This is a genomic window from Candidatus Leptofilum sp. (assembly GCF_965223525.1).
Taxonomy (GTDB): domain Bacteria; phylum Chloroflexota; class Anaerolineae; order Promineifilales; family Promineifilaceae; genus Leptofilum.
In genome coordinates, this window is record NZ_OZ245005.1 from 325972 (window position 1) to 348112 (window position 22141).

Consider the following 22141-nt stretch of genomic DNA (forward strand, 5'->3'; position numbering starts at 1 on the left):
AGCTTGAGCAAATAAACAGACAAAAGAAAAAGAATTTGCACAATCCAGGCGAATACTATAGTATTCTGACATGGAAGACTATACAGTCATTGATTTATTCAGCGGATGTGGGGGAATGTCTTGGGGGCTCCATAAAGAAGGTTTCAAAGTATTAGCTGGAATTGATAACAATCCTGCAGCGATAAAGACATTTCAATTGAATCACCGTGAAGCCCAAACCTATTTACAAGATATTACACAATTAGATCCAACTACAGTAAAACAAGACCTTGGTTTAGGACTAGGTGAACTAGATTGTCTTATTGGCGGTCCTCCATGTCAGGGCTTTTCCAAAAATGTCCCCGCAGCTTATAGATTTTTGGAAGATCCACGTAATCAATTGTTTCGTTATTTTTTAGATTTCGCAAGAACTTTAATGCCAAAAGTAATTGTAATGGAGAATGTTGCACCTATTTATAAAGCCTATAATGGCGCAGTAAGAAATGAAATAGTCGAAACGCTCGAAGATTATGGCTATAAAGTTAATGTGAAAGTTTTGTGGGCACACAAGTATGGCATTCCTCAACGTAGACAGAGGTGTTTCTTTTTTGCATCCTTAACTGAGAAAACACCAGGGTTTCCGTTGGAAACACATGGCGAAAAAGAAGAGTGGACATTATTTTCTAAAAAACAAAAATATCGATCTGCTTGGTCTGCTATTTGCGACCTACCTGTACTACAAAACGGGGAAGGTTACGAGCCATTGTCCTATACAATCGAACCGCAAAATGGATATCAACAAATAATGCGAAAAGACAGTCTCGAGCTTTACGATCACATAACCCGCAAACTCAGAAAGGTTCAATTTGCTCGAATCTCATCAATAGGCCCCGGAGAAGGGCTTAAACAATTGCCCGCTGAAATTCGTCCGAAGTCAGGTTACAGTGGTGCATATGGAAGACTTGATTACGAAATGGTTTCTCCCACTATTACAAGATGGTTTTTTCATCCGGGTTCAGGGCGATTTTGCCATCCAAGAGAAGTTCGTCTAATGACCATACGGGAGGCAGCAAGAATACAATCCTTCTCAGATGATTTTAGATTTACTGGCACGTATATAGAAAAATCACATCAAGTTGGCAATGCGGTTCCTCCATATTTAATGCAGGTACTTGCCCCTGAAATTAAGAGTTGTCTAGTTGATGAGCCAGAAACTGTACAACATTAGCTAGAGGCAATCTACGCGGCTCCAAATAAAAAACAGACGCTTGGCTGGAAACTTGAAACCTTTCAAAAAATTGCTTTTGGTTCGGATACCAACGATATACAACAAATCCATCAGAGTTTCTAATACCTTGCAATCCAGTTTTGGAAGAATCCGTCCATGACCATGTCAATTCCGTATGACCGTAAATCTCAATGTCATTCTCATAATAAATATATTCTTTGCGGTTATTTGACTTTATAAGGACACAAACTCTTTTTGAATTGATATTTTGAGTTACTGCATCTTCATTTATTTTCAAATGCCAATGTCTTGTTAGAGCTTGCCCAAGCAAGGATGAGGGAGAATTAACAGAAAGTTGGTCAAAACCCAACATTTGTGCTTTTTTGAATATATCTGCTCTCTGAATTACCAATTCAAATTCAATTGGTGCAGCAAGAGATTTAGTTTTCTGTAATGCTTTTGCCGACCATCCAATATGATTGTTTTGATCAACAACATCATATAACAGTTTGCTACGAGTGTTTTTGAGTGGATCAACGATTGGTACGTCTTTTACATAGCTGAAAATTGCTTCCCAGATAAAACTGGTTATATCATCTATAAATGGTATGGCATAGGCAGCTCTAATGCCTTCGAGTAAGCGAACTTGTTCTTCAGATCGAAGTTGATACACAAACTAATCCTTTTTTTCTTGTTGCTTTTCAATGAGTGTCATAATCTCTGAAAGTGGAACTTCTAAGACGTAAGCAATTTTATAAAGTGTTTTTAGTGATGGGCTTTTTAAACCACGCTCAAGCTGACTAACATATGTTCGGTGAATACCAACTTCTTGGGCAAGAGATTCCTGGCTAAAGCCTTTGCTTACTCGTAATTCGCGTAATACCTTTGCAAATGCCTCGTCAATCATTTGTAGATTTTACAGCATTGAATACTATTGCTCTACACACTAAAGTATTCAAGATTGCTGTACTGGGCAGCGTTTGATAGGAAATTGCTATGAAGGCAGTAAGGTTTTGGGAAGAAACAAACGCAAATATTTGGCCAGCATTCGATTATTTGCATTTTGATGGTTGGCTTCTCAGGATTACTCGCGGCTATTCCAGAAACAGCAATTCAGTTTGGCCTCTGTATGATGGTAATTTGCCGTTAGCGCAAAAGAGAAGATTTTGTGAGCAACAATATTCAGATTGGGGAATGAGAGGATGCAAATATAACTGAATTGCCACTAGATGAGTGGCTAGATACGATCTATGTTGTTCATCCGGCAGATGATCCCAAAATGAAAGAATGGGAACGGCAATTCTTGACGAAAATCAGCTTGCCCAGCCGATACGCCATTGTTATGAACCAGTGAGAAGCGCATGGATACGGCCGTTCCGTCCTTCAAGGAAACATTTTAAATATTGAGAATTTGTGGGCTCATCCCGAGCGTCGTAAACAAGGCTTGGGCACACAACTGATTCAGGGGCTGTTACAAAAAGGTTATGAAGATGGCGCAAAAATGGCCTATTTGACCGTCAACCAATCGAACGAAGATGCTCAACGTTTGTACGCTCGGCTTGGATTTGAAGTAAAGTATTCATATCGCTACTTGGTGCCAGGCAGCGAAGCAGATTAGGAAAAATTATTGCTCCACTGCAGCCGACGTTAGATTAGTCGGATAATTTTTCTTTTCAGGGCCACCGTGACGGCCGCTGTGCGGTCATCAACCCCCAATTTGGTAAAAATATGGACGAAATGTGATTTGACCGTGGCTTCGGTGATGTGCAGTTTACTGGCAATCGCTTTGTTGGTGTTGCCCTGGGAGGCCAGTTCCAAAACCTCAACCTCGCGGTTGCTTAACGCCCGTTTTGGCGTGTTGGTCAGGTGACGCGTGATTTTCGCAGCAACCTTTGGGGCGTAAGCGACTTCACCTCGTGCTGCGCTCTGGATGGCGTTGAACAAGGCTTCGGGAGGGGCATCTTTAAGCAAATAACCAGTGGCTCCGGCCTTGAGTGCGGGCATGATGTCGGCGTCGGTGTCGTAGGTTGTTAGCACGATAATCCGTGCTTCTGGCTGCTGGGCACGGATCTGATGGATTGCCGTTAGACCATCCATCACAGGCATTTGTAAGTCCATCAAAATAACGTCGGGGGCATTGGCCAAAGAGTAGGAAACAGCTTCCTCGCCATTTCCAACCTCAGCAACCACTTCAAATTCGGGTTGCGAGTTCAGCAGCGCCACGAGGCCGCTGCGGACAACGGGATGGTCGTCAGCGATCAATATCTGAATAGTCATAATTCCTCTGCAATAGGCAGCGAAACGGCAACGGCCGTTCCCTCACCCAACTCACTTTCAATCGTCAACGTGCCACCCAGTTCCTCCGCTCGCTCGCCCATCGTTTTCAGGCCAAAACCACGGCCGTTTCGTCTTGATGTGTCGAATCCCTTGCCATCATCCGCAATGTCCAGAGCAAGCAAATCGGGCATGTAGGAGAGCGTGATGTTGACAGCTTGGGCCCTGGCGTGTTTTTTGATGTTGTGCAATGCTTCTTGGGTGATACGAAGCAGAGCGGTTTCGATAGATTCGTCGAGGGGGTGGGGGGAGCCAGTAACGGCCGTTTCCACCTGAACCTTGTTCTCTGCCGACCAGCGGGCCACCACCCCCTCAATACTCTCCACCAATGTCGCATCCTCAAGCAGTTGTGGGCGCATATCCCAGATGATACGGCGCGATTCGTTGAGGCCTTCCCGAGCTGCCTGTTCCACCTGCTGCATATGTGTCTGTAGAGCGGCCGTATCACCCAAACGCGCTGCCGATAGGTGCATAATGATAGAGGTGAACTGCTGTGCCAGCGTGTCGTGGATGTCGCGTGCTAGCCGTTGTCGCTCAGCCAGCATACCTGCTTCACGCTCCGCTTTTAACAAGCTGGCCCGAGTCTGCGTCAATTCATCCAAAAGGCGCTGACGCTCCATACTTTGACCAGCAATAGCCGAGATAAAATAGCCCATCAGGACGGCGATGAACAGCAACACCAACACAGTCACGACGATGATCAACCAATTTTCTGGGGAGTAGCGCAGCAGATAGAGTAGGAGGAAACCGACTGTGAGGGAAATCATGATACCGATTGCCCAACGGATGGGGAAGCGGGTGAAGATCATGGGGTTGAACATCGCTGCCAGCATCAGGGAGGTCACATTTAAGGCAAGCAGTCCGCCCCACAATGCAAAACCAATAAGAAAATACAATAGCCCATGTCGAGGCGCATTCCACCAACGCGCAATGGGGGTGGCTACGAAGGGAATGTACCATAAGGCCACCAGTGCTGAGAGCGTTAAAAAGAGGGGGAGCGAATCACCAAGCTGACCATCACGGAGAGCAATAACGACATTGATCGCCAGCGTAGCATAGCCTGTCAGATGCCAAACCCAATCCCACTGTTCCCATACTTCGCGCTTAGGGAGTGTCTCGTTTTCTATCATACAAATAGTATAACCCGTAACCTCAAGAATCCTGAAGTTACGGGTTTTAGACCCTATCAATGTGATAGTCACTTTTTGAAAATGACAGTCACATTCTATTGCTGTTTACAAATTCGGTACCAAGAAGATTATCATTGAAGCAAATGGTTCGGCAAGGAATACAGCAAGGGCGTGTGCGATGATGACGGGGGTGAGGCTGCGTTTGCCCCACAAAAACAAGCCAGACAAAATTAACCCAAGTATGATGCTGGCGATGAAGGCGAACACGTTAAACCCAGCCAATACGGTGTGGTAGAGGGCAAAGAGAAGCGCCGAGGCTACTGCTTGCATCCAATTGGGAATCTGTATATCTCGCAGTTGATTCATAAACCAGCCGCGTGTGATGATGTCTTCAAGCACGACGCCTATGGACGCTAAGAGTACCGTCAATATTCGAAAACCGTTAATTTCAGCGACATTGGTTTCGGGCGCAAATTGGAGAATATTGCCATAGAATGAGGCTGCCAGCAGTAAGCCAACAATCACCGCAACAATATTTGGCCATATGCGAGAGGGAGCACCCATACCAACATAACTCAGTAGTTCTCGCAAGGAGATGCTGCTTAGCCGCAAGATAACGGCGATGATGATGCTGAACCCGACCAAAAACCAAATCAACATCCCGATGATTGACCCTTCAAGAGAAAGACTTTGCCGCAATGTTAAGGGGATGGGGCCAAAGTTCGGCCCAATTAACAAGAACAATAGGACGGTTACGATACCAAGTCGTCGCCAAACAGTATTTTTATCAACTACAATTGCACTATCCATTTTTTTGCCTCCAGAAGATTAAGATGAGCAAAGTATAGATCGATTACTCCTGGCGCATCATCTAGCTCCTGATGGATTTTACTATCCAACTTTTGATGGATAGGCAATTGTTGACGACTATATACGGTTCATCGTGGAAGAAGCGGGAGGCAAGATTACTCAAACCGATGGCTCCCCATCAGTCTAGATCAATAATTGCCTTAATCAGTTCCGCCTCACGTTCCAGGCGGAAACCGAGCTTGAGGCAAATAGCCCGCATACCGCGATTTTCTGCCAGCATGTAGGCCACCACGCGCTTGACCCCCTCCTGCTTGCCAATCTCCAGCAGGTGCACCAGCATAGCCGTGCCAACGCCCTGCCCCTGGTAGCGATCGCTCACCAACATGGCAAATTCAGCTTCGTCGCGCCCTCGCTCTTTGGTCAAACGTCCGGCAGCGATGATCTCATCCTCATCAGTGCGCTTATTTGGCGCTGTAACCACCAACGCCATGACCCGATCATAATCCACAAAGCAGATGCGCGTCAGTCGCTCATGCTCTACCCGCTGATCTAGCTGGAAGGCGCGGAAGTAGCGCAAGTAAACTGAGCGTTCAGACAGCGTTTCGTGGAATTTCACCATCATTGGCTCATCTTCGGGGCGAATGGGGCGAATAACGGTCTGGACCCCTTCCTCGGTTGTGAACGCTTTGATGTATTGGGCGGGATACGGCCGTATCGCCAACTCCGGCAGCTCCTCTTCCGTTACTTCTGGCTCATACAGCACCACCCGGGCATCCAGGGCAATAAGCTGGTCTGCCGAGGCAAACAGTGGATTGATGTCAATCTCCTTGATCCAGCGCTGATCCGCCACCAACTGGCCAAAACGCACCAGCAATGCCTCCATCCCGGCCAAATCTACCGGGTCGCGCCCACGCACACCTTGCAATGCCTTGTAAATCTTGGTGCGCTCCATCATGCGGCGGGCTAACGTGGTGGTCAACGGTGGCAATCCCAAATAACGATCTTTGAACACCTCCACCAGCGTGCCGCCCGTGCCAAACAGCAACACCGGGCCAAACTGCGGATCAGGGCTAGAGCCAATTATCAGTTCATACCCATCGTTCAGACGCAGCATCGGCTGAACCGTCACCCCAAGGAAATCTTCCGCGCTATATTTCTCACTCACCGATGTTTCCATGGTGGTGTACGCATGGCGAACCTCGCTTTCTGTGGCCAGGTCCAGCCGCACGCCGCCCACATCGGTCTTGTGGGTGATTGTTTCGGAGTTCAGCTTAAGCACCACCGGGAAGCCGATCTCTTCGGCAATTTGCACAGCTTCATCGGCCGTTTTTGCCAGGCGCGTTTCTACCGTGGGAATGTCGTAAGCTGCTAGCACCTGCTTCGATTCGTACTCGGTGAGGATGGTGCGCCCCGTGGCCCGCACACGCTCCAGCATTTGGCTAACTTCGCCGATTTTCTGGGTGCTTTCCTCTGTTTCCTCGGGCAAAAATGGCGTTTCGTATAAACTTTGCAGCCGATTTTGGTAACGCCACATATATTGGAAGACGCGGGCGGCCGTATCCGGGAAGGCGAAGGTGGGAATGTTGGCCTGGTTCAGGATGGCTTCACCGCTGGCAATGTCTGCGCCACCCATCCAACTGGCCAACACGGGCTTGCCGTACTGGTATTGTGGGGGACGGCCGTACAATTTCTTTAGCTCCTGCGCGGTCTGGGTGGGGTCTGTCATCGCCTGCGGGGTCAGAATCACCAACAGGCCATCGCTGTTCTCGTCATTGGCCGCAACCTGGATTGATTTAGCGTACCGTTCGGCATCTGCATCCCCCAAAATGTCAATCGGATTGTTGTGGCTCCAGTGCGGCGGCAAAAACTCATTTAGTTCTACCACCGTCTTCTCAGAAAGCTCCGTCAGCTCACCCCGGTTGGTGATGAGCGAATCGGTTGCCAGCACGCCAGGCCCACCGGCGTTGGTCACAATCGTCAGGCGCGGGCCACGCGGGCGAGGCTGCTTGGCCAACACCTCTGCCATGTTAAACAGATCGTCAATCGAATCCACCCGGAGAACCCCAGAACGACGGAAGGCTGCGGCCAGCACCTCATCACTGCCCGTCATGGAACCGGTGTGGGAAGCCGCTGCCTGCGCTGCCGCTTCGGTGCGCCCCGGCTTAATGACGATGATCGGCTTGGTTAAGGCCACATCCCGCGCTGCGGAGAGGAAAGAACGAGCATTGCCAATGGACTCCATGTAGATGACGATGCTTTTGGTGCGCGGGTCGTCACCCAGATAGTAAATCAGATCGCCCCAATCCACATCCAGCATCGAGCCAATGGAAACAAAGGAGCTAAAGCCCACATTTTCGCGGTAGCTCCAATCTAAAATAGAGGTAAGCAACGCCCCGCTTTGGCTAATAAAGCCAACGCTACCAGGACGTGCCATTGAGCTGGCAAAGGTGGCATTCAGACCACCAATGGGATTCATTACACCCAGGCAGTTGGGGCCGATGATACGCATTTGCCCTCGCCGCGCTTCCGCCAGGATTTCCTGTTCCAGTTTCACACCTTCAGGCCCAATTTCTTTAAAACCAGCCGAAATAACAATCGCACCCTTCACGCCCGCCTCTACACATTCCCGGATAATGCCGGGTACGGTGCGGGCAGGTGTAACGATAATGGCTAAATCTACTTTCTCTGGCACCTCGCTAATGTTGGGATACGCCTTGATGCCCATGACGCTCGTACGCTTGAGGTTAATGGGAAAAATAGTCCCGCCAAACGAGTTGGTCATAAGATTCCACAAAATAGTGCGTCCCACGCTGCCTTCGCGCTCGGTGGCACCAATGAGCGCCACACTTTTAGGTGAAAAGATGACGTCTAGAGGGTTTTTGTTGTAGCTAAACACATCATGGGCGGTGCTACGGGTTAAGTCAGTCATGGGTTGCTCCTTTGAAAATTATGAATTAGGAGGGATGAATTATGAAAAATCCGCGAAAATAGTTCGGCTATACGCAATACAATGCTGAACTGGTCAATCTCCCAGTATCAAATTATCAAGATTCTGGTTGCTGTGTGGTTACAGCCCCCCGGCTGATGCAGGCAAAGTTATGAGAAAATTATTTGAGCGATTTCAAGACTTTATCGCGCTCTTTGCTGGTAATGCGCTGATGGGCTTCCAAGATTGAGAGAATACGGCGGATTGACATAGCGGCGTGTAGCTTGTAACCATGATCCTGCATGTTGGCTACCCCACCTTGTTCCCGATCAATCAGTACAACAGCCTCATTCACCTGCAATCCAGACGCTTTTAGCGCTACGATGGCTTGCAAAAGGGAGTCGCCAGAAGTGATGAGATCATCAATGATGACGGCCGTATTGCCAACTTGCCACACGCCTTCAATCTGTTTGCCCGTGCCATAACTTTTGGCAGTCTTGCGTGGATAGATGAGCGGCTTGTCCATATCCAGACAGAGGGCAGTTCCCAATGGCAAACCGGCCAGTGGTGTTGCCGCCAGCACGTCAAACGAGAGGTTATCGAGCAGTAAACGATACGCAGCCACCGCCTGTCGCAGCGCAGCAGGGTAAGAAACCAGCAGGCGCAAATCCAGGTAAATGCGGGATTTTTTGCCGCTATGTAGCTTGAATTTACCTAATTGAACAGCACCGATATCGTACAATGTCAAGGCTAGTTGTTCCAGAGGGGGCAAGGTCTTGCTCATGGGATGCGATCTTAACACGAATTCAGGATTCAGTAAACTCATTTTGGTTCGCCGATACAGGGGATGTTGTGATAAAGTCAGGCGTGGTTTGGAGATTGGAGACTGGAGGCTTGTCCTGAGTGAAACCGAAGGATTGGAGATTGGAAGAGAAGCGGTTTATTACACGCGCTGTTCATGCTGGTGAACGTACCGATTTAACAGAAATCAACCCTGTTGTGACACCCATTTTTCCCTCGGTAGGGTACACCTTTGCCGATTCGGCGCAGCTAGATGCGGTCATTGGTGGTGAACAACCTGGGTATGTCTACTCGCCTCGCTATGCGAATCCGACGGTGGCTGCTTTGGAAACGGCCGTTGCCAACTTAGAATCCGCCGCAGCCGCCATTGCCCTCCCCTCCGGCATGGCGGCGATTCATTTGGCACTGCTGGGGGCTGGGATGCGGACTGGTAGCCACGTCATTGTGGCAGCGGATGTGTACGGGGCGACTTACTCGCTGGTGCAGGGGATTTTTGCCGAGCTGGGGGCGACGGTGCATTTGGTGGATGTGCTGGATTTGGCGGGGATTGAGGATGTTTTGAGTGGGGTGCGGGTTACGGCCGTTCTCGTCGAAACCATCTCCAACCCGCTCATGAAAGTGGCCAACTTGCCCCGCCTGGCCGAGCTTGCCCATGCCCACAACGCTCTGCTGCTGGTAGATAACACCTTCTGCTCCCCGTACCTGTGCAATCCCATCCACTTTGGTGCAGACATGGTCATCCATAGTGCGACCAAATTTATTGGGGGGCATGGTGACGTGATGGCAGGCATCGTCGCCACCAGTGCCCCATTGAAAGAGGAGATGGTGCGGCTGAACAAGCTGCTGGGCAGCAGTCTTGGCCCATTTGAAGCCTGGCTAGCCCATCGCGGCCTCAAAACCTTACCCTTGCGGATGCGCCAGCAGTGCCAAAACGCGCTCAAAATCGCCACCTGGCTGCAAAATCACCCAAAAATTAGCCAGGTACACTATGCCTTCCTGCCCAACCATCCCCAATTTGAACTGATGAATCAACTCAGCAACGGCAAAGGCGGCGGCGCAGTCCTTTCATTTGAAGTGAAAAATGCTGGCAAGCCAGAAATCTTTGCCTTGCTGGACGCACTCCAGCTTATCCAGCCTGCCACCTCGCTGGGCGACATCTACTCGCTGATGCTCTACCCTGCCATCTCATCCCACCGCACCCTCACCCCCGCCGAACGGCACAGCCTGGGCATCGGCGACGGCCTGCTGCGCCTCTCCGCTGGCATCGAAGACGCAGCCGATATTCAGGCCGACTTAGCGCAAGCGTTAGATTTAGTTTGATAGTTGCTAGTGGTTAGTGGTTGGTAAGAATGACTAACCACTAGCAACTAACCACTATTTACAGGAGAAATTCACATGACCCATCACGCACAAGTTGTCATTATCGGTTCCGGGATTGTCGGCTGCGCGGCAGCGTATCACCTAACAAAGTTTGGCTGGAAGGACGTTCTGGTTATTGACAAGGGGGAGCTGTTTGAAAACGACGGCTCGACCTCGCACGCGCCGGGGGGCGTCGTGCCACTGAGCCACAACAAGCTGCTAACGCAATGTGGCCTCTACACGGCCGATCTCATCGCCAGCCTGAATCATTTTAGTGGGGAGCAAAATACCTACAATCGCACTGGGCAGCTAGAACTTGCTATCTCCGAAGCGCGCTGGCAAGATTTGAAGCGGCTGCACGGCTCGGCCAAAGCCTACGGCGGCGAATCCCACCTGCTCACGCCGCAAGAGTCGGCTGAAAAAATGCCACTGCTCGACCCGAATCAGATTGTGGGTAGTTTGTTCGTTCCGGCAGGCATGATTGTGAAGGGGTCGCACGTTACCGGGGCATTGGCGCGGGATGCCGAAGCCACCGGCGGGGCTAAATTTGTAGGCCACACGGCGATGACGGATATTGAGGTGAAAAATGGGCGGGTAACGGCCGTCCTCACCAACAACCCTGACATGCCCCGCATTGAGTGTGAAAATGTGCTGCTGGCAGCCAACATCTGGGCACCCGCGCTGAGTGAAAAGTTTGGCATCTACCTGCCGCTGATGGCCTTCGAGCATCAGTACGTCATTAGCAACGGGCTGACGCGGCTGGCCGATTTTGACCCGGCCAACAAAGACCACGAAGTCACCTTCCCCACCATGCGCGAGCTGGATTCCACGATGTATTATCGGCACCATTGGCAAGCCTATGGTATCGGCAGCTATTATCACAAGCCACACATGGTACGGCCGCAGGATGTGAAAAAGACAGCCATTCACGACTTCACGCCCGATGACTTTTTTGGCGAGCCCTGGGCGCAGGCCAAGCGGCTGCTGCCAATGCTGCAAGAGGCAGACAGTGTCGGCTGGCAGCGGCAGTTCAACGGCATGTTTGCCTTCTCCATTGACGGGATGCCGATCATTGGGGAGTCGCACATCAAGGGATTTTGGACGGCCGTTGCCAGTTGGATTACGCACGCAGGGGGTGTAGCCAAATCGGTGGCCGAGTGGATGACCTACGGCGAATCGGAATGGGACATGCGTCAGGCGCACCTGCACCGCTTCCACCAATTCCAAACCACCGAAGCCTACAACACCGTCATCACCAAGAAAAATTACCGCGAGGTGTACGATGTCGTGCATCCCCGGCAGTCCATCACCGAGCCGCGCAACGTGCGGCTGAGCCCGTTTACCCCCCGGCTAAACAATTTGAAAGCCCAATACACCGCCTTTGCCGGGATTGAGCTGCCCAACTGGTTTGAGGAAAACGGCCGTCTGCTGGAAAAGTACGAAGACCAGATTCCCCAACGCAGCGGCTGGGCGGCGCAATATTGGTCGCCGATTCAGGGAGCCGAACATCTAGAAACGCGCCACAACGCCGCCATGTTTGACCTGACGGGTCTTTCCATCATCGAGGTGAAAGGGCCGGGCGCGGCCGAATTTAGCAACACTCTGTGCAGCAACCAGATGGACGTGCCGGTGGGGCGTGTGGTTTACACCACATGGCTCACGCCCAAAGGGGGCGTGAAGCGTGATCTCACGGTGGCGCGGCTGGCGCACGACAAATATTGGCACTTTGTGGGCGAGGGGACGCTGCCGATGGACTTGGCCTGGGTGGAACAACACGCGCCCAAGGATGGCTCGGTGGTGGTGAGTGATGTCTCTGCGGCGTGGACGGGCGTTGGCCTCTGGGGCCCCAACGCGCGTAAAGTGATGCAAAAAGTCACCAAGACGGACGTGAGCAATGAAGCCTTCCCTTACTTCACCGCCCAATGGATTGAAATTGGGCTGGTTCCCGTCTACGCCATGCGGATTTCTTACGCAGGTGAGCTGGGCTGGGAGCTGCACTTCCCCATGGATATGGCCTTGCAAGTGTGGGATGCCCTCTGGGAAGCAGGCCGCGAGGTGGAGATGATTGCCGCCGGGATGGGCGCGTTCGACTCGCTGCGACTGGAGAAAGGATACCGGCTGTGGGGCGGCGACGTTTACACCGAATACTCCCCCTACGAATCCGGCCTGGGCTGGACGGTGCGCCTGAAAAAAGGCAACTTCATTGGCCGCGACGCCTGCCTGAAGTTGAAGAACCAACCCCTCAAGAAGAAGCTGTGCTGCCTCACGTTTAACAACGGCGGCATGGCGCTGGGCTACGAAGCCCTCTTTGCCAATGGCGAATGCGTCGGACACACGACCAGCGCCAACTACGGCTACAGCGTGGGTAAATTGATCATGTACGGCTACCTACCCGTGGCCCACACCCAGCCCGGTACGCAAATCGAGGTGGAATATTTCGGCGAACGCCACATGGCAACGGTGGTGGATGAGCCGCTGTATGATGCGGGGATGGTGAGGTTGAGGGGGTAGTAGTGAAGGAAAGCGGCTATAGTCAATGTGAACTTCTGTATTACAAAATACCTTGTGAGGAGGAGAATAATGGCTATGCGCTGGAAAAAAGGATGCCAGCCTGAACATATCTTGGATAAGATTGAATCAATTCGAAGAGTTGATCCCGAAGGCAAGGTACAGTTTCAAGGATTTGGCTTCAAGGAATACGAAGCTATTCTTTTTGGTTTGATAGATTTCGGTGACAATTTTCCTGAAGCAGAAGCAAGGTACATCCTTTGGAGAGCTCTAGTGACAGTTGGAAAAACTGGTGTATTGACACAGAAGAAGTTAAAGGCCGAGATAAACAAGCGGGTGGCGGCTTATTTACAGACACCGACATTACGGTATGCGCTTTTAACTTCTCTATCAATTCAATCTAAAAAACCACTTGAAAGAATTAGAATCGGACATGATCATTTGATATTCGATAATGTTCCGTCGAGATTCCACAAAGAAGCCAAACCATTACTTGATAAAGCAAAATATTCAGTTTTTGGAGTTCCGCCCGATAATTATTTACCTGTAAGAATACACGTTTCGTCTCGTTCAATTCATGAAGCAGCAGATTTAGCTCTAGATCACCTTGACCTAATTCGAGCCATTTGGAACTTATTTTTCAATATGAGACAGTCATTTAGATGGTCATATGGGGGTAAATCGAAACCTGTAAACAAAATTATCACGGGGCCAATTCATACATTACATCATACCAATGGTAAATTATTGTCAAAAGACATCTGGTGGTATGATCCTTCATTTATTGAAGCAGTTCCTCCCCAAGATATTCACAGTGATGTAGATAAACTCAACGCTTTCACAAATCTTGTCTTGAGTAAGCTTTCCAAAACTGATTATGCACTCGTGGTCAAAGATGCACTTCGTAGATATGTAAGAGCGCTTGATGAACGAAATTTGAGCAATGCTTATATCCATCTTTGGAGCGTACTTGAAACACTGACAAATACTTTACACGACAGATATGATGTCACAATACGTCGTGCTGCGTTTATTTTCGAGGAAAGAGATTATCACTATCAAGTCCTACAAAATCTTCGAGAATATCGGAACAGATACGTTCATCACGGCGCTTCTGACTCGGGAGTTGAATCTTATCTTTACCAGCTCAAAAACATAGTAGAAGCCCTGCTTCGATTCCATCTCAATAATAGTTTTAACTTTACTTCAATAAAGGAGGCAGCAGAATTTCTAAGCCTGCCTTACGAAGAGAACAGTTTGAAATCAAAAAATATAATGATAAAAAATGCCATAAAGTTCCGTAGATATGAATAAAGCAAGTTTTCCCCTGCTCTAGGCGGATATTCTTTATTTTTGAGGGCTGTGGCTTGTCTCACCTCGGCTTCGCTCAGTGCAGGCTCTGGCAGCGCCACTTGCCTGGCCTGGTTTGCGGTTGGCGTGGCAAAGGGCTGTGTGGCTGGTAATGGAAACGGGGAACAACAAATTTGAGTAGAGAGCCAATTTTTGGCTGTGCTTGCTGGATGATGGTTAGGTACTGAATCAGTTTGTCCTTTCTTATTCGTATGCTTTGGAGGGTTCATATGGAAACGCCGAACAATATCAATGAAATTTCAAAGATTCAGAAAGATCTGTGTTGGGGCTTATATCAGGATGTACGCAGCCACTCCCGCCATGCAGAAACGCTGCGATCTAGTGCAGTTAACTATATGCTCGTCGTGGCATCCGCCCTAATAACTGTGATCACGTTCGACGACCATATCAATCGTTTTGACCTACCATTATCCATAATCGTAACGGTTATTGGCCTAATCAGTGCCTTTTTCTCTGCCTCCTACACAGAACTATATTATCGAAACAGGGAACGAGCTGGACACATCCGCAAGCACCTGGATAAAACATACTTTAAGGACCAAGCGCCAACCTCACTCTCTCAGATTCTTGAAGAAGCGGATGCCGACCATCATGATACCAAGATATACCGCTGGAGTAGAAGAATCACAGGTAGCACACATTTATTTTGGCTGGTACCTCCATTAATGGTTTTAACGATAGGAATTGTGTTAACCGTCTTGTCACTGCAATAATCTGAGAACACGGCTAAATGATTAAGGTATGAGCGAAGATTTTCTTGCATTCGTCGCTGAACTTCAACGGCAAATTGATTATTCTTTTAACCTCGCTGAAATAAAGACGCTTTGTCTTGACATTGGTATTGATTACGAACACATTGCTGGCGTCAGCAAACTTCCCAAAATACAAAACCTAATTCTACATATGGCCATGCGCGGTCAAGCAGATGATTTGGTGCGTGCCTGTCATCGCAACAGACCCAGGTTTTCCTGGCCAGAGGCACCGCCTGTTGTTGAGCAAATCAGGCAGGCTCAACTGATGGAAGAACAAGCCTCTCCACAAAAAGAGGCACAACCACCGCTATTTATCGGGGTACCGTCCATGCCCAACCGCTTTCTTGGGCGAGATGGACTTATCCAAAGGCTAACTGAGCAGCTAACCAAAAGGGCGGGAAGAACCGTCTCTGCTGAAGGCCTGCCAGGCGTGGGTAAAACCACCATCGCCGTGGCTCTGGCTCATGTCAAGGATATTCAAGAGCATTTTAACGATGGGGTGCTTTGGGCTGGTCTGGGCCCTCAAGCAAATGTGACCAGCATATTAAACCTCTGGGCAGACGCGCTGGCAGTTAGGGTCTCGCAAAAAATGTCTGATCATGAACGAAAAGTAGCGATTAAGAACGCCATCGGTCAGCGCGCCTTTTTGTTAATCATTGATGACGCTTGGGAAATTGAGGCTGCGGAATTGCTGAAATGTGGTGGACCCAACTGCTGCCATTTTGTTACCACGCGCTCCAAAGATTTGGCCTATAAAGTCGCAAGCCAGGATGCCGTCTTGTACATTCCCACCCTAGACAAAGCATCTGCTTACCACCTCTTATGCTCAATGGCCAAGGCCACTTGCGAAGCGAACCCGGCCGCCGCTAAAGCGTTGGTGGCAGCCGTCGGTGAGCTGCCGCTTGCGATTGAATTGTTAGGTGGCTATCTTGGTGAAACGCGGCGCAGCCTGCGCCCCAGGCTAAGAGAGAAAGCCCTGGCTGATATGGCCGAGGCAACCAAGCGCTTACAGCAGGCACAAAGGCGACTCGGTTCAAACAGTGGACAAAAAGAAACCTTGGCGGAGGCAATCCTGCTCAGTTTGGAGGGGCTGCAGGCAGAAGAAGACGGGGAGGAAGCCATAAAGGCATTTTACACGTTAGGGGCTTTTGCCCCCAAACCAGCTTTATTTAGCTGGGAAGCGGCTGTTGCCGTCTCAAATTATGAAGAAGACATGATTGCCTGGTTGGTGGAACGCAATTTGCTAGAGGAAATTGATGAGCAGTTAGCCATCCACCAAACAATCTCTGATGTGGCGCAAACCAAGCTAGAAACGGCCGTTACCGACCAACATCGCAACCATTATCTGGAAATCGTCAATAAGGACAGAGAAGATTGGCAAACAATACAGCGCATCTATGATCAACTCCAGTGGGCGTGGCAAAACACTGCAGAAAATGAATCACTGTTCGATCTTGCAGAGGCATTAAAAATCTACCAGAAACGCCAGGGCTTGAGGCAAGATTCCATTCACTGGTATCAGCGGAGCTTGGCAATAGCTAGAAGCAACAAATTGCGGCAAGAAGAAAGTAAAATCTTGAACGATCTCGGCGAGGTTTACATCAGCATAGGGCAACCTGACACAGCCCTGGACTACTATAACCAAGCACTGCCTTTACTGGAAGAAATTGGAGATCGGGCAGGGCTGGCTACCATCCTCAACAACATAGGGCAACTTTATTTCCGCGTGGGGCAACGAGATCAAGCACTAGACTACTATAATCGAGCAACACCCATCCGAGAAGAGATAGGTGACCAGACTGGGCTGGCTACAACACTTTCCAACATTGGGCTAGTCTACGACAGGCAAGGGCATCGAGACAAAGCTCTAGACCACTACAATAGGGCACTAGCCATCCAAGAAGGCAGCAGTGACCGAACCGGGCTGGCCATTACGCTCTCCAGAATTGGGGGAAACTACAACAATAGGCATCAACCCAAAAAGGCATTGGTCTATTGCAAGCAAGCGCTGACCATACAGGAAGAGGTGGGAGACCTTCAAGAAATGGGGAACACTCTAACCTCCATTGGAATTGCCTATTATGGACTGGGGCAATCAGACAAGGTCTTAGATTACTATAACCGGGCGCTTCGGATTGCTAAAGAAATGGATGACCGGCCAAGTGAGGGCGCATTGCTATCCAACATCGGTTCGACCTATAACAACCTTGGTCAGCTAGACAAAGCGCTAGACTGCTTCAATCAGGCACTGGCAATTCATCGAGCTGTGGTTTTCCGATCATTTGAAGCCTACACCCTTCGTAGCATTGGGACTGTTTATCGCAAACTGGGGCAGCCTAACGAGGCCAAAAATTATTTTAACCAAGCCTTGCCAGTTTACGAAGAAGTTGGCGACCTTGATGGAGAAAGAACTACCCGCTGGTGGTTGGCCCAGCTATACCATGCAGAGGGAAATTTCACTGAAGCAGCTAAAGAAATGTCTCAAGCTATTAAGTTGGCAGAACTTATCAAAAGCCCCGCTCTTGACCAGATGCAAGAATTCCTGACAGAGATACAGGACCAGTTTCCAAGCTAAATTTAGCCAAGAACGAGGTGTCAGTAAAAACGAATCTTCACTTGTGCCGCCGACTTACATTTGCTATGCTTTTGCCAGTTGTCAGGCTTATTCCAGCACAAGTTCAGTTGCAAAAGAATTAGGGGAGGTGTAACCGATGAATTCTACCCAGATTAGAAAACCACAAGTATATATTTTCGGGGGGTTGGCTGGCATTCTTATTGGTGCTGCGCTGCTGTTTGTTTTAGAGTATTTTCTCACAGCACCTGATCAAGCAAACCTGATCTATCGACAAATGATTCTTGCGTTTCCTGTTTACGTGCTGCTGCTTGTTTCTTTTTGGGCAATTTTGCGGGGGCTTTCCTTGGCCTATCATTTGCGGCGGTACGTGGATGAGGAACGGCCGTAACACCCACCATAATTTCACCAAAACGCCACCTAGTTGACAGGTTGGCACTCCACAGGTAAAAATGCACTAAATACCCTGTGGAGCAAGCTATGGAGATTCAACGTGTCGCCGAGCGCAGTCAGCGCGTGGTGGTAGAAGTAGAAAAAGCAATCATTGGCAAGCGAAATCTGCTGCGCCAAATTATGACGGCCGTTCTTGCAGGTGGCCACGTTTTGCTAGAAGATTTCCCCGGACTAGGCAAAACATTGTTAGCCAACAGCTTCGCCACCGCCCTTGGCCTGGCCTTCAAGCGCATTCAGTTCACCCCCGATCTGCTGCCCGGCGACATCACTGGAGGCTACGTTTTCAACCGCGCCAGTGGTGAGTTTGAGCTACGCACCGGGCCTCTCTTCGCCAACATTGTGCTGGCCGACGAAATTAACCGCGCTTCCCCCAAAACACAATCCGCCTTGCTAGAAGCGATGCAGGAGTACCAGGTAACGCTGGAAGGAGAAACGATGCTTTTGCCACGGCCGTTTCTCGTCCTGGCCACGCAAAACCCCATCGAATACGAAGGCACTTTCCCCCTGCCAGAAGCCCAGCTAGACCGCTTCCTGATGAAACTCTCGGTAGGCTACCCCAGCCCGGACGAGGAGCAAGAAATTTTGCGGCGGCGGCGGGAACGGCAGCAAGACAACGTCACGCTCAAACCCATCACCAATGCCAAAGAGCTTTCTGAAATGCGGGAGGCCGTCGAGCAGGTATATGTGGACCCGGATATTGAACAGTACATGGTGGCGTTGGTGACGGCAACGCGCAAAGACAGCCGCATTGCCGTGGGCGCCAGCCCCCGCGCCTCGCTAGCCTTTTTGAAGCTGGCGCGCGCCTGGGCGGTGCTAGACGGCCGTTCCTACATCATTCCCGATGATGTGAAGCAATTTATCACGCCCGTGCTGGCCCATCGGCTCATTTTGCAGCCCGACTTGTGGATGAAGCGGAACGCAGCGCAAGATGTCATCCACAAAGTGACCAGCGCCGTGCCTGTACCCGTTATTGAGGTGTAAGAATGCGCCAATTTATTGCAGAACGGCCGTTGCTGCAACGCCTACTCACCCTCGGCACGATGCTGCTCGTTGTTGGGACGCTGCTGCTGCTGGCTAACACCCTCACCAATGCTGAATTCCAGCGGGGCAACGGTTTATCTGACCTGCTGAATGGCATCCTCGCTCTGTTCACCGAACGATCTGCCCCAGAACCCCTCGTTTTTCCACCTGTCGTTTGGGACATTATAACGGCTGTGTTCTGGCTGCTCTTTTTGTTTTCTACTGGGTATTTGATTCTCACCCGCGACGGCCGTCGTGAAATTCCCCGTCTGGTGAGATTATTTGCTCGTGGGTTTATCTTGGCTTGGGTTGTATTTTTGGTATTGCGATTAGACAATGCCGCCACCGAGGAAGTTGAAGAAGAACAAAAAACCAGTGGTGAACGAGCCGATCTGCCATTTGACGATCTTGAAACAGTGCAGCTAGCAGAACGGCTTGAAGATTTTGCCTTAGTATTACCTGAATCTCCTTCTGCTCAGACAGCTCTACGGGTCATTGGCGTCATTTTTACCGTCGTATTGCTCTTGCTCATTTGGCGCTGGTGGAACTACCAACAGGAACTCAAAGCATTTTCTGAGCTACCTTTAGATGAGCTACGCCTGCGCGCATTGGAAGCATTACTTGAGTTACGCGAAGGAGACGTTCCGTTGACTGACCTCATCCGCCGCTGCTACCGAGAAATGGTGCAAACGGTGCAGGAACAGCGCGGCGTTTACCGTGAGCGGCATATTACGCCGCGTGAGTTTGAGCAACGATTGCTTAGAAGCGGGTTTCCTCAGCCGCCCGTGCAGCGGCTGACGCGCCTGTTTGAACAGGTGCGCTATGGCAACAGTAGCGTAGGCGAGCGGGAAAAGCGGCAAGCAATTGACAGTTTGGAAGAAATTGTGGCCGCTTGTGAGCAGCTAGGAACCAGAAGGCGATTGCCACAAAATGTGGCTTAGGTGATGATGCAAAGAAACAGGATGCCGGAACCGAAACGGCCGTTCTTCTCCCCGAAGGTCATGCCCCTGCTTATTTTATTGCTGCTGGCGGCATTACTCTCAATCGCTCTGCCCGACTTCTTCCGCCAAGTGATTTTAGCCCCGATCTTGTCCCGCATCGTGGTGCTCTACGGCATCTACCGGGGCTTCCCCCAAAACGTCATGTGGGGTTTCTTTGTATTCGCCGCCCTGGCAATGATGCTGTACGCCACCCGCCCCAAGCTGAACCAAAGTGAAGAGCCTTTTGAAGAAACCTACACGCCCAGCCGGTTGCAGCAGCTTATAGCCATCGCCAACAATGCCACCAGCGGCCAACATGCTCAATGGCAGTTCGCGCACGAAATTCAGCGGCTAACATTAGAAATGATGCAGCTAGAAACGACTGAAACGCCAGAAACGCTACGCCAACGCATTCAAGCTGGCCAACTACCCGTTCCCCCAGAGATTGAACAGTTGCTGGATGTTTGCGCCAACCTGCCCAATTACCGCAGCTTCTTAGAAGCGCGGGATGCCCAACCCAACCGCCGCATCCCGCAACTGGTAGCACTCAACCTGGATGCCACTGTAAATGCCCTGCTGCAATGGCGGCAAAGCGGCCAGGAGGGTGTGTGATGCGTCCGGTAACGGCCGTTTCCCTCACACTATTTTTGCTGCTGGTGGCTGGCTTTGGGCTAGTCAACGGCAATATCGTACTGCTGGCACTGCCGTTTGTGCTGTACCTTAGTCTCAGCCTGCTTGCCGCGCCGGAAGCCGCCAACTTAGACATTCAGCGCACCCTCTCTAGTATCCGAATGCCTGCCCACAGCGAGATCACCATCACGCTTACCATTACCAATAACGGTGGCTCCATAAGTGAACTGCTGCTTGAAGATGCCGTACCAGAAGGTCTCATCCTGACGGACGGCGCAACGCGACAACTGCTGGCGCTGCCCGCTGGCGCCAGCCACGGCTTTAGCTATACGGTTGAGGTGCCGCGTGGACAGTACCAATTTTCGCAGGTAACGGCCGTTGTACGTGAATCATTCGATTTGCGTCGGCGTCAATTCACGTGTGAAGTGCCTGGCAATCTATTTGCCTACCTGGTGCCCCGCGCCAGCAATCTGAAGCAGGTTGCCATCCATCCTCGCCGCACCCGCGTTTACTCTGGCATTGTACCTGCGCGCGTTGGCGGCGAGGGGCTAGATTTCTTTGGCGTGCGCGATTACAGGCAAGGCGATTCCCAGCGGCGGATTAACTGGCTAGCCGGGGCACGACATCCCGGAAGCCTGTTCACCAATGAATTTGAGCAGGAGCGCGTGGCCGATGTAGGTCTTATTTTAGACGCGCGCGCCGCCAGCAACATCCCGTACGGCAACCAATCGCTGCTGGAATACAGCATTGAGGCAATTACGCTGATGGTGGATGCCCTAATTAACCAGGGCAACCGAGTGGCGCTGCTAATTTACGGCGGAGCAGTGAATTACACGCTTCCCGGCTACGGCAAGTTGCAAAGAGAGCGCATTTTGCAGGCACTTTCTGGGGCACAGTTGCAGAGCAGCCATGTGTTTGCCCAGCTACGTGCCCTGCCCACGCAGCTTTTTCCGGCCCAGTCACAAATCGTTTTTGTCAGTCCGCTGCTGCCGGAAGACGTGCCTTTTTTACGCCGCCTGCGTGCTTACGATTATGAGGTGCTGCTCGTCTCGCCAAACCCAATCAGCTATGAAAGTCGCCTAATGCCCGACGCGCCAGCACTGGCGTTGGCGGCAAAGCTGGCGCAACTGGAACGTGAACTTTTGCACACCGAACTGCTGCAGGCAGGCATTTTTGTACTGGATTGGGACGTGGCACGGCCGTTTGACGACGTGGCCCGTGCTCATCTGCAAACCACGCGGCTGACTCGCCCAGTGTGAATTAGCCACAGATTTCACTGATTAAGCAG

General features: G+C 50.5%; 20 protein-coding genes. 13 read left to right on the forward strand and 7 right to left on the reverse strand.

Translation table 11 applies throughout. The annotated features are described in order from the left end of the window. The first annotated feature begins 70 nt into the window (after nucleotides 1-70). Nucleotides 71-1207: a DNA cytosine methyltransferase gene (locus ACOQPM_RS18525; RefSeq protein ID WP_420631745.1), complete on the forward strand. Its 1137-nt coding sequence runs from the start codon at nucleotides 71-73 to the stop codon at nucleotides 1205-1207. On the opposite strand, the gene ACOQPM_RS18530 is transcribed toward ACOQPM_RS18525, so the two are convergent. Both ACOQPM_RS18530 and ACOQPM_RS18535 read right to left on the reverse strand, forming a co-directional pair. Then, a complete protein-coding gene (locus tag ACOQPM_RS18530) occupies nucleotides 1164-1880 on the reverse strand; it encodes a hypothetical protein (protein ID WP_420631746.1) in 717 nt (238 codons plus the stop codon). The genes ACOQPM_RS18525 and ACOQPM_RS18530 overlap by 44 nt on opposite strands. Before the next feature lie 3 nt (nucleotides 1881-1883). Then, the gene (locus ACOQPM_RS18535; protein WP_420631747.1) at nucleotides 1884-2114 is read right to left on the reverse strand and encodes a helix-turn-helix domain-containing protein; all 231 of its coding nucleotides are present in this window, start codon (nucleotides 2112-2114) and stop codon (nucleotides 1884-1886) included. Nucleotides 2115-2203: 89 nt separating this feature from the next. Between ACOQPM_RS18535 and ACOQPM_RS18540 the strand changes: the two genes are divergently transcribed. After that, nucleotides 2204-2425: a GNAT family N-acetyltransferase, cg3035/Rv0428c family gene (locus tag ACOQPM_RS18540; protein WP_420631748.1), complete on the forward strand. Its 222-nt coding sequence runs from the start codon at nucleotides 2204-2206 to the stop codon at nucleotides 2423-2425. A gap of 175 nt (nucleotides 2426-2600) precedes the next feature. After that, the gene (locus ACOQPM_RS18545; protein ID WP_420632426.1) at nucleotides 2601-2825 is read left to right on the forward strand and encodes a GNAT family N-acetyltransferase; all 225 of its coding nucleotides are present in this window, start codon (nucleotides 2601-2603) and stop codon (nucleotides 2823-2825) included. Between the two features lie 29 nt (nucleotides 2826-2854). Here the strand turns inward: ACOQPM_RS18545 and ACOQPM_RS18550 are convergent, their stop codons facing one another. The 5 genes from ACOQPM_RS18550 to pyrE form a co-directional block, all read right to left on the reverse strand. Further along, the gene (locus ACOQPM_RS18550; RefSeq protein ID WP_420631749.1) at nucleotides 2855-3484 is read right to left on the reverse strand and encodes a response regulator; all 630 of its coding nucleotides are present in this window, start codon (nucleotides 3482-3484) and stop codon (nucleotides 2855-2857) included. Continuing rightward, complete coding sequence (locus ACOQPM_RS18555; RefSeq protein WP_420631750.1) at nucleotides 3481-4671, reverse strand: sensor histidine kinase; 1191 nt, start codon at nucleotides 4669-4671, stop codon at nucleotides 3481-3483. Before ACOQPM_RS18555 ends, ACOQPM_RS18550 begins: the two co-directional genes overlap by 4 nt. Before the next feature lie 105 nt (nucleotides 4672-4776). Beyond that, a complete protein-coding gene (locus tag ACOQPM_RS18560) occupies nucleotides 4777-5481 on the reverse strand; it encodes a CPBP family intramembrane glutamic endopeptidase (RefSeq protein ID WP_420631751.1) in 705 nt (234 codons plus the stop codon). Nucleotides 5482-5659: 178 nt separating this feature from the next. Next, entirely contained in the window at nucleotides 5660-8410 is a 2751-nt protein-coding gene (locus ACOQPM_RS18565; protein ID WP_420631752.1) for a GNAT family N-acetyltransferase, read from the reverse strand. A gap of 178 nt (nucleotides 8411-8588) precedes the next feature. Then, nucleotides 8589-9191 (reverse strand): orotate phosphoribosyltransferase, encoded by a 603-nt coding sequence (gene pyrE, locus ACOQPM_RS18570; protein ID WP_420631753.1) that lies wholly within the window; start codon nucleotides 9189-9191, stop codon nucleotides 8589-8591. Nucleotides 9192-9310: 119 nt separating this feature from the next. Here pyrE and ACOQPM_RS18575 point away from each other — a divergent pair, with 119 nt between their 5' ends. The 10 genes from ACOQPM_RS18575 (at nucleotide 9311) to ACOQPM_RS18620 (ending at nucleotide 22112) form a co-directional block, all read left to right on the forward strand. Then, the gene (locus ACOQPM_RS18575; RefSeq protein ID WP_420631754.1) at nucleotides 9311-10528 is read left to right on the forward strand and encodes a trans-sulfuration enzyme family protein; all 1218 of its coding nucleotides are present in this window, start codon (nucleotides 9311-9313) and stop codon (nucleotides 10526-10528) included. A gap of 75 nt (nucleotides 10529-10603) precedes the next feature. Then, on the forward strand, nucleotides 10604-13078 hold the full coding sequence (locus tag ACOQPM_RS18580) for a GcvT family protein (RefSeq protein ID WP_420631755.1): 2475 nt from the start codon (nucleotides 10604-10606) through the stop codon (nucleotides 13076-13078). 69 nt (nucleotides 13079-13147) lie between these two features. Then, on the forward strand, nucleotides 13148-14389 hold the full coding sequence (locus tag ACOQPM_RS18585; protein WP_420631756.1) for a hypothetical protein: 1242 nt from the start codon (nucleotides 13148-13150) through the stop codon (nucleotides 14387-14389). A 266-nt stretch (nucleotides 14390-14655) separates the two neighbouring features. After that, the gene (locus ACOQPM_RS18590) at nucleotides 14656-15159 is read left to right on the forward strand and encodes a hypothetical protein (RefSeq protein WP_420631757.1); all 504 of its coding nucleotides are present in this window, start codon (nucleotides 14656-14658) and stop codon (nucleotides 15157-15159) included. A 28-nt stretch (nucleotides 15160-15187) separates the two neighbouring features. Beyond that, nucleotides 15188-17773, forward strand: a complete 2586-nt coding sequence (locus ACOQPM_RS18595; RefSeq protein ID WP_420631758.1) for a tetratricopeptide repeat protein — start codon at nucleotides 15188-15190, stop codon at nucleotides 17771-17773. A gap of 136 nt (nucleotides 17774-17909) precedes the next feature. Then, nucleotides 17910-18161 carry a hypothetical protein gene (locus tag ACOQPM_RS18600; protein ID WP_420631759.1) on the forward strand — a complete coding sequence of 84 codons (252 nt, stop codon included), beginning with the start codon at nucleotides 17910-17912 and terminating at the stop codon, nucleotides 18159-18161. 89 nt (nucleotides 18162-18250) lie between these two features. After that, nucleotides 18251-19204, forward strand: a complete 954-nt coding sequence (locus ACOQPM_RS18605) for an AAA family ATPase (RefSeq protein WP_420631760.1) — start codon at nucleotides 18251-18253, stop codon at nucleotides 19202-19204. 2 nt (nucleotides 19205-19206) lie between these two features. After that, a complete protein-coding gene (locus ACOQPM_RS18610) occupies nucleotides 19207-20184 on the forward strand; it encodes a DUF4129 domain-containing protein (RefSeq protein WP_420631761.1) in 978 nt (325 codons plus the stop codon). Between the two features lie 3 nt (nucleotides 20185-20187). Then, entirely contained in the window at nucleotides 20188-20835 is a 648-nt protein-coding gene (locus ACOQPM_RS18615; RefSeq protein ID WP_420631762.1) for a hypothetical protein, read from the forward strand. Beyond that, nucleotides 20835-22112 (forward strand): DUF58 domain-containing protein, encoded by a 1278-nt coding sequence (locus ACOQPM_RS18620; protein ID WP_420632427.1) that lies wholly within the window; start codon nucleotides 20835-20837, stop codon nucleotides 22110-22112. Before ACOQPM_RS18615 ends, ACOQPM_RS18620 begins: the two co-directional genes overlap by 1 nt. Nucleotides 22113-22141 lie beyond the last annotated feature (29 nt).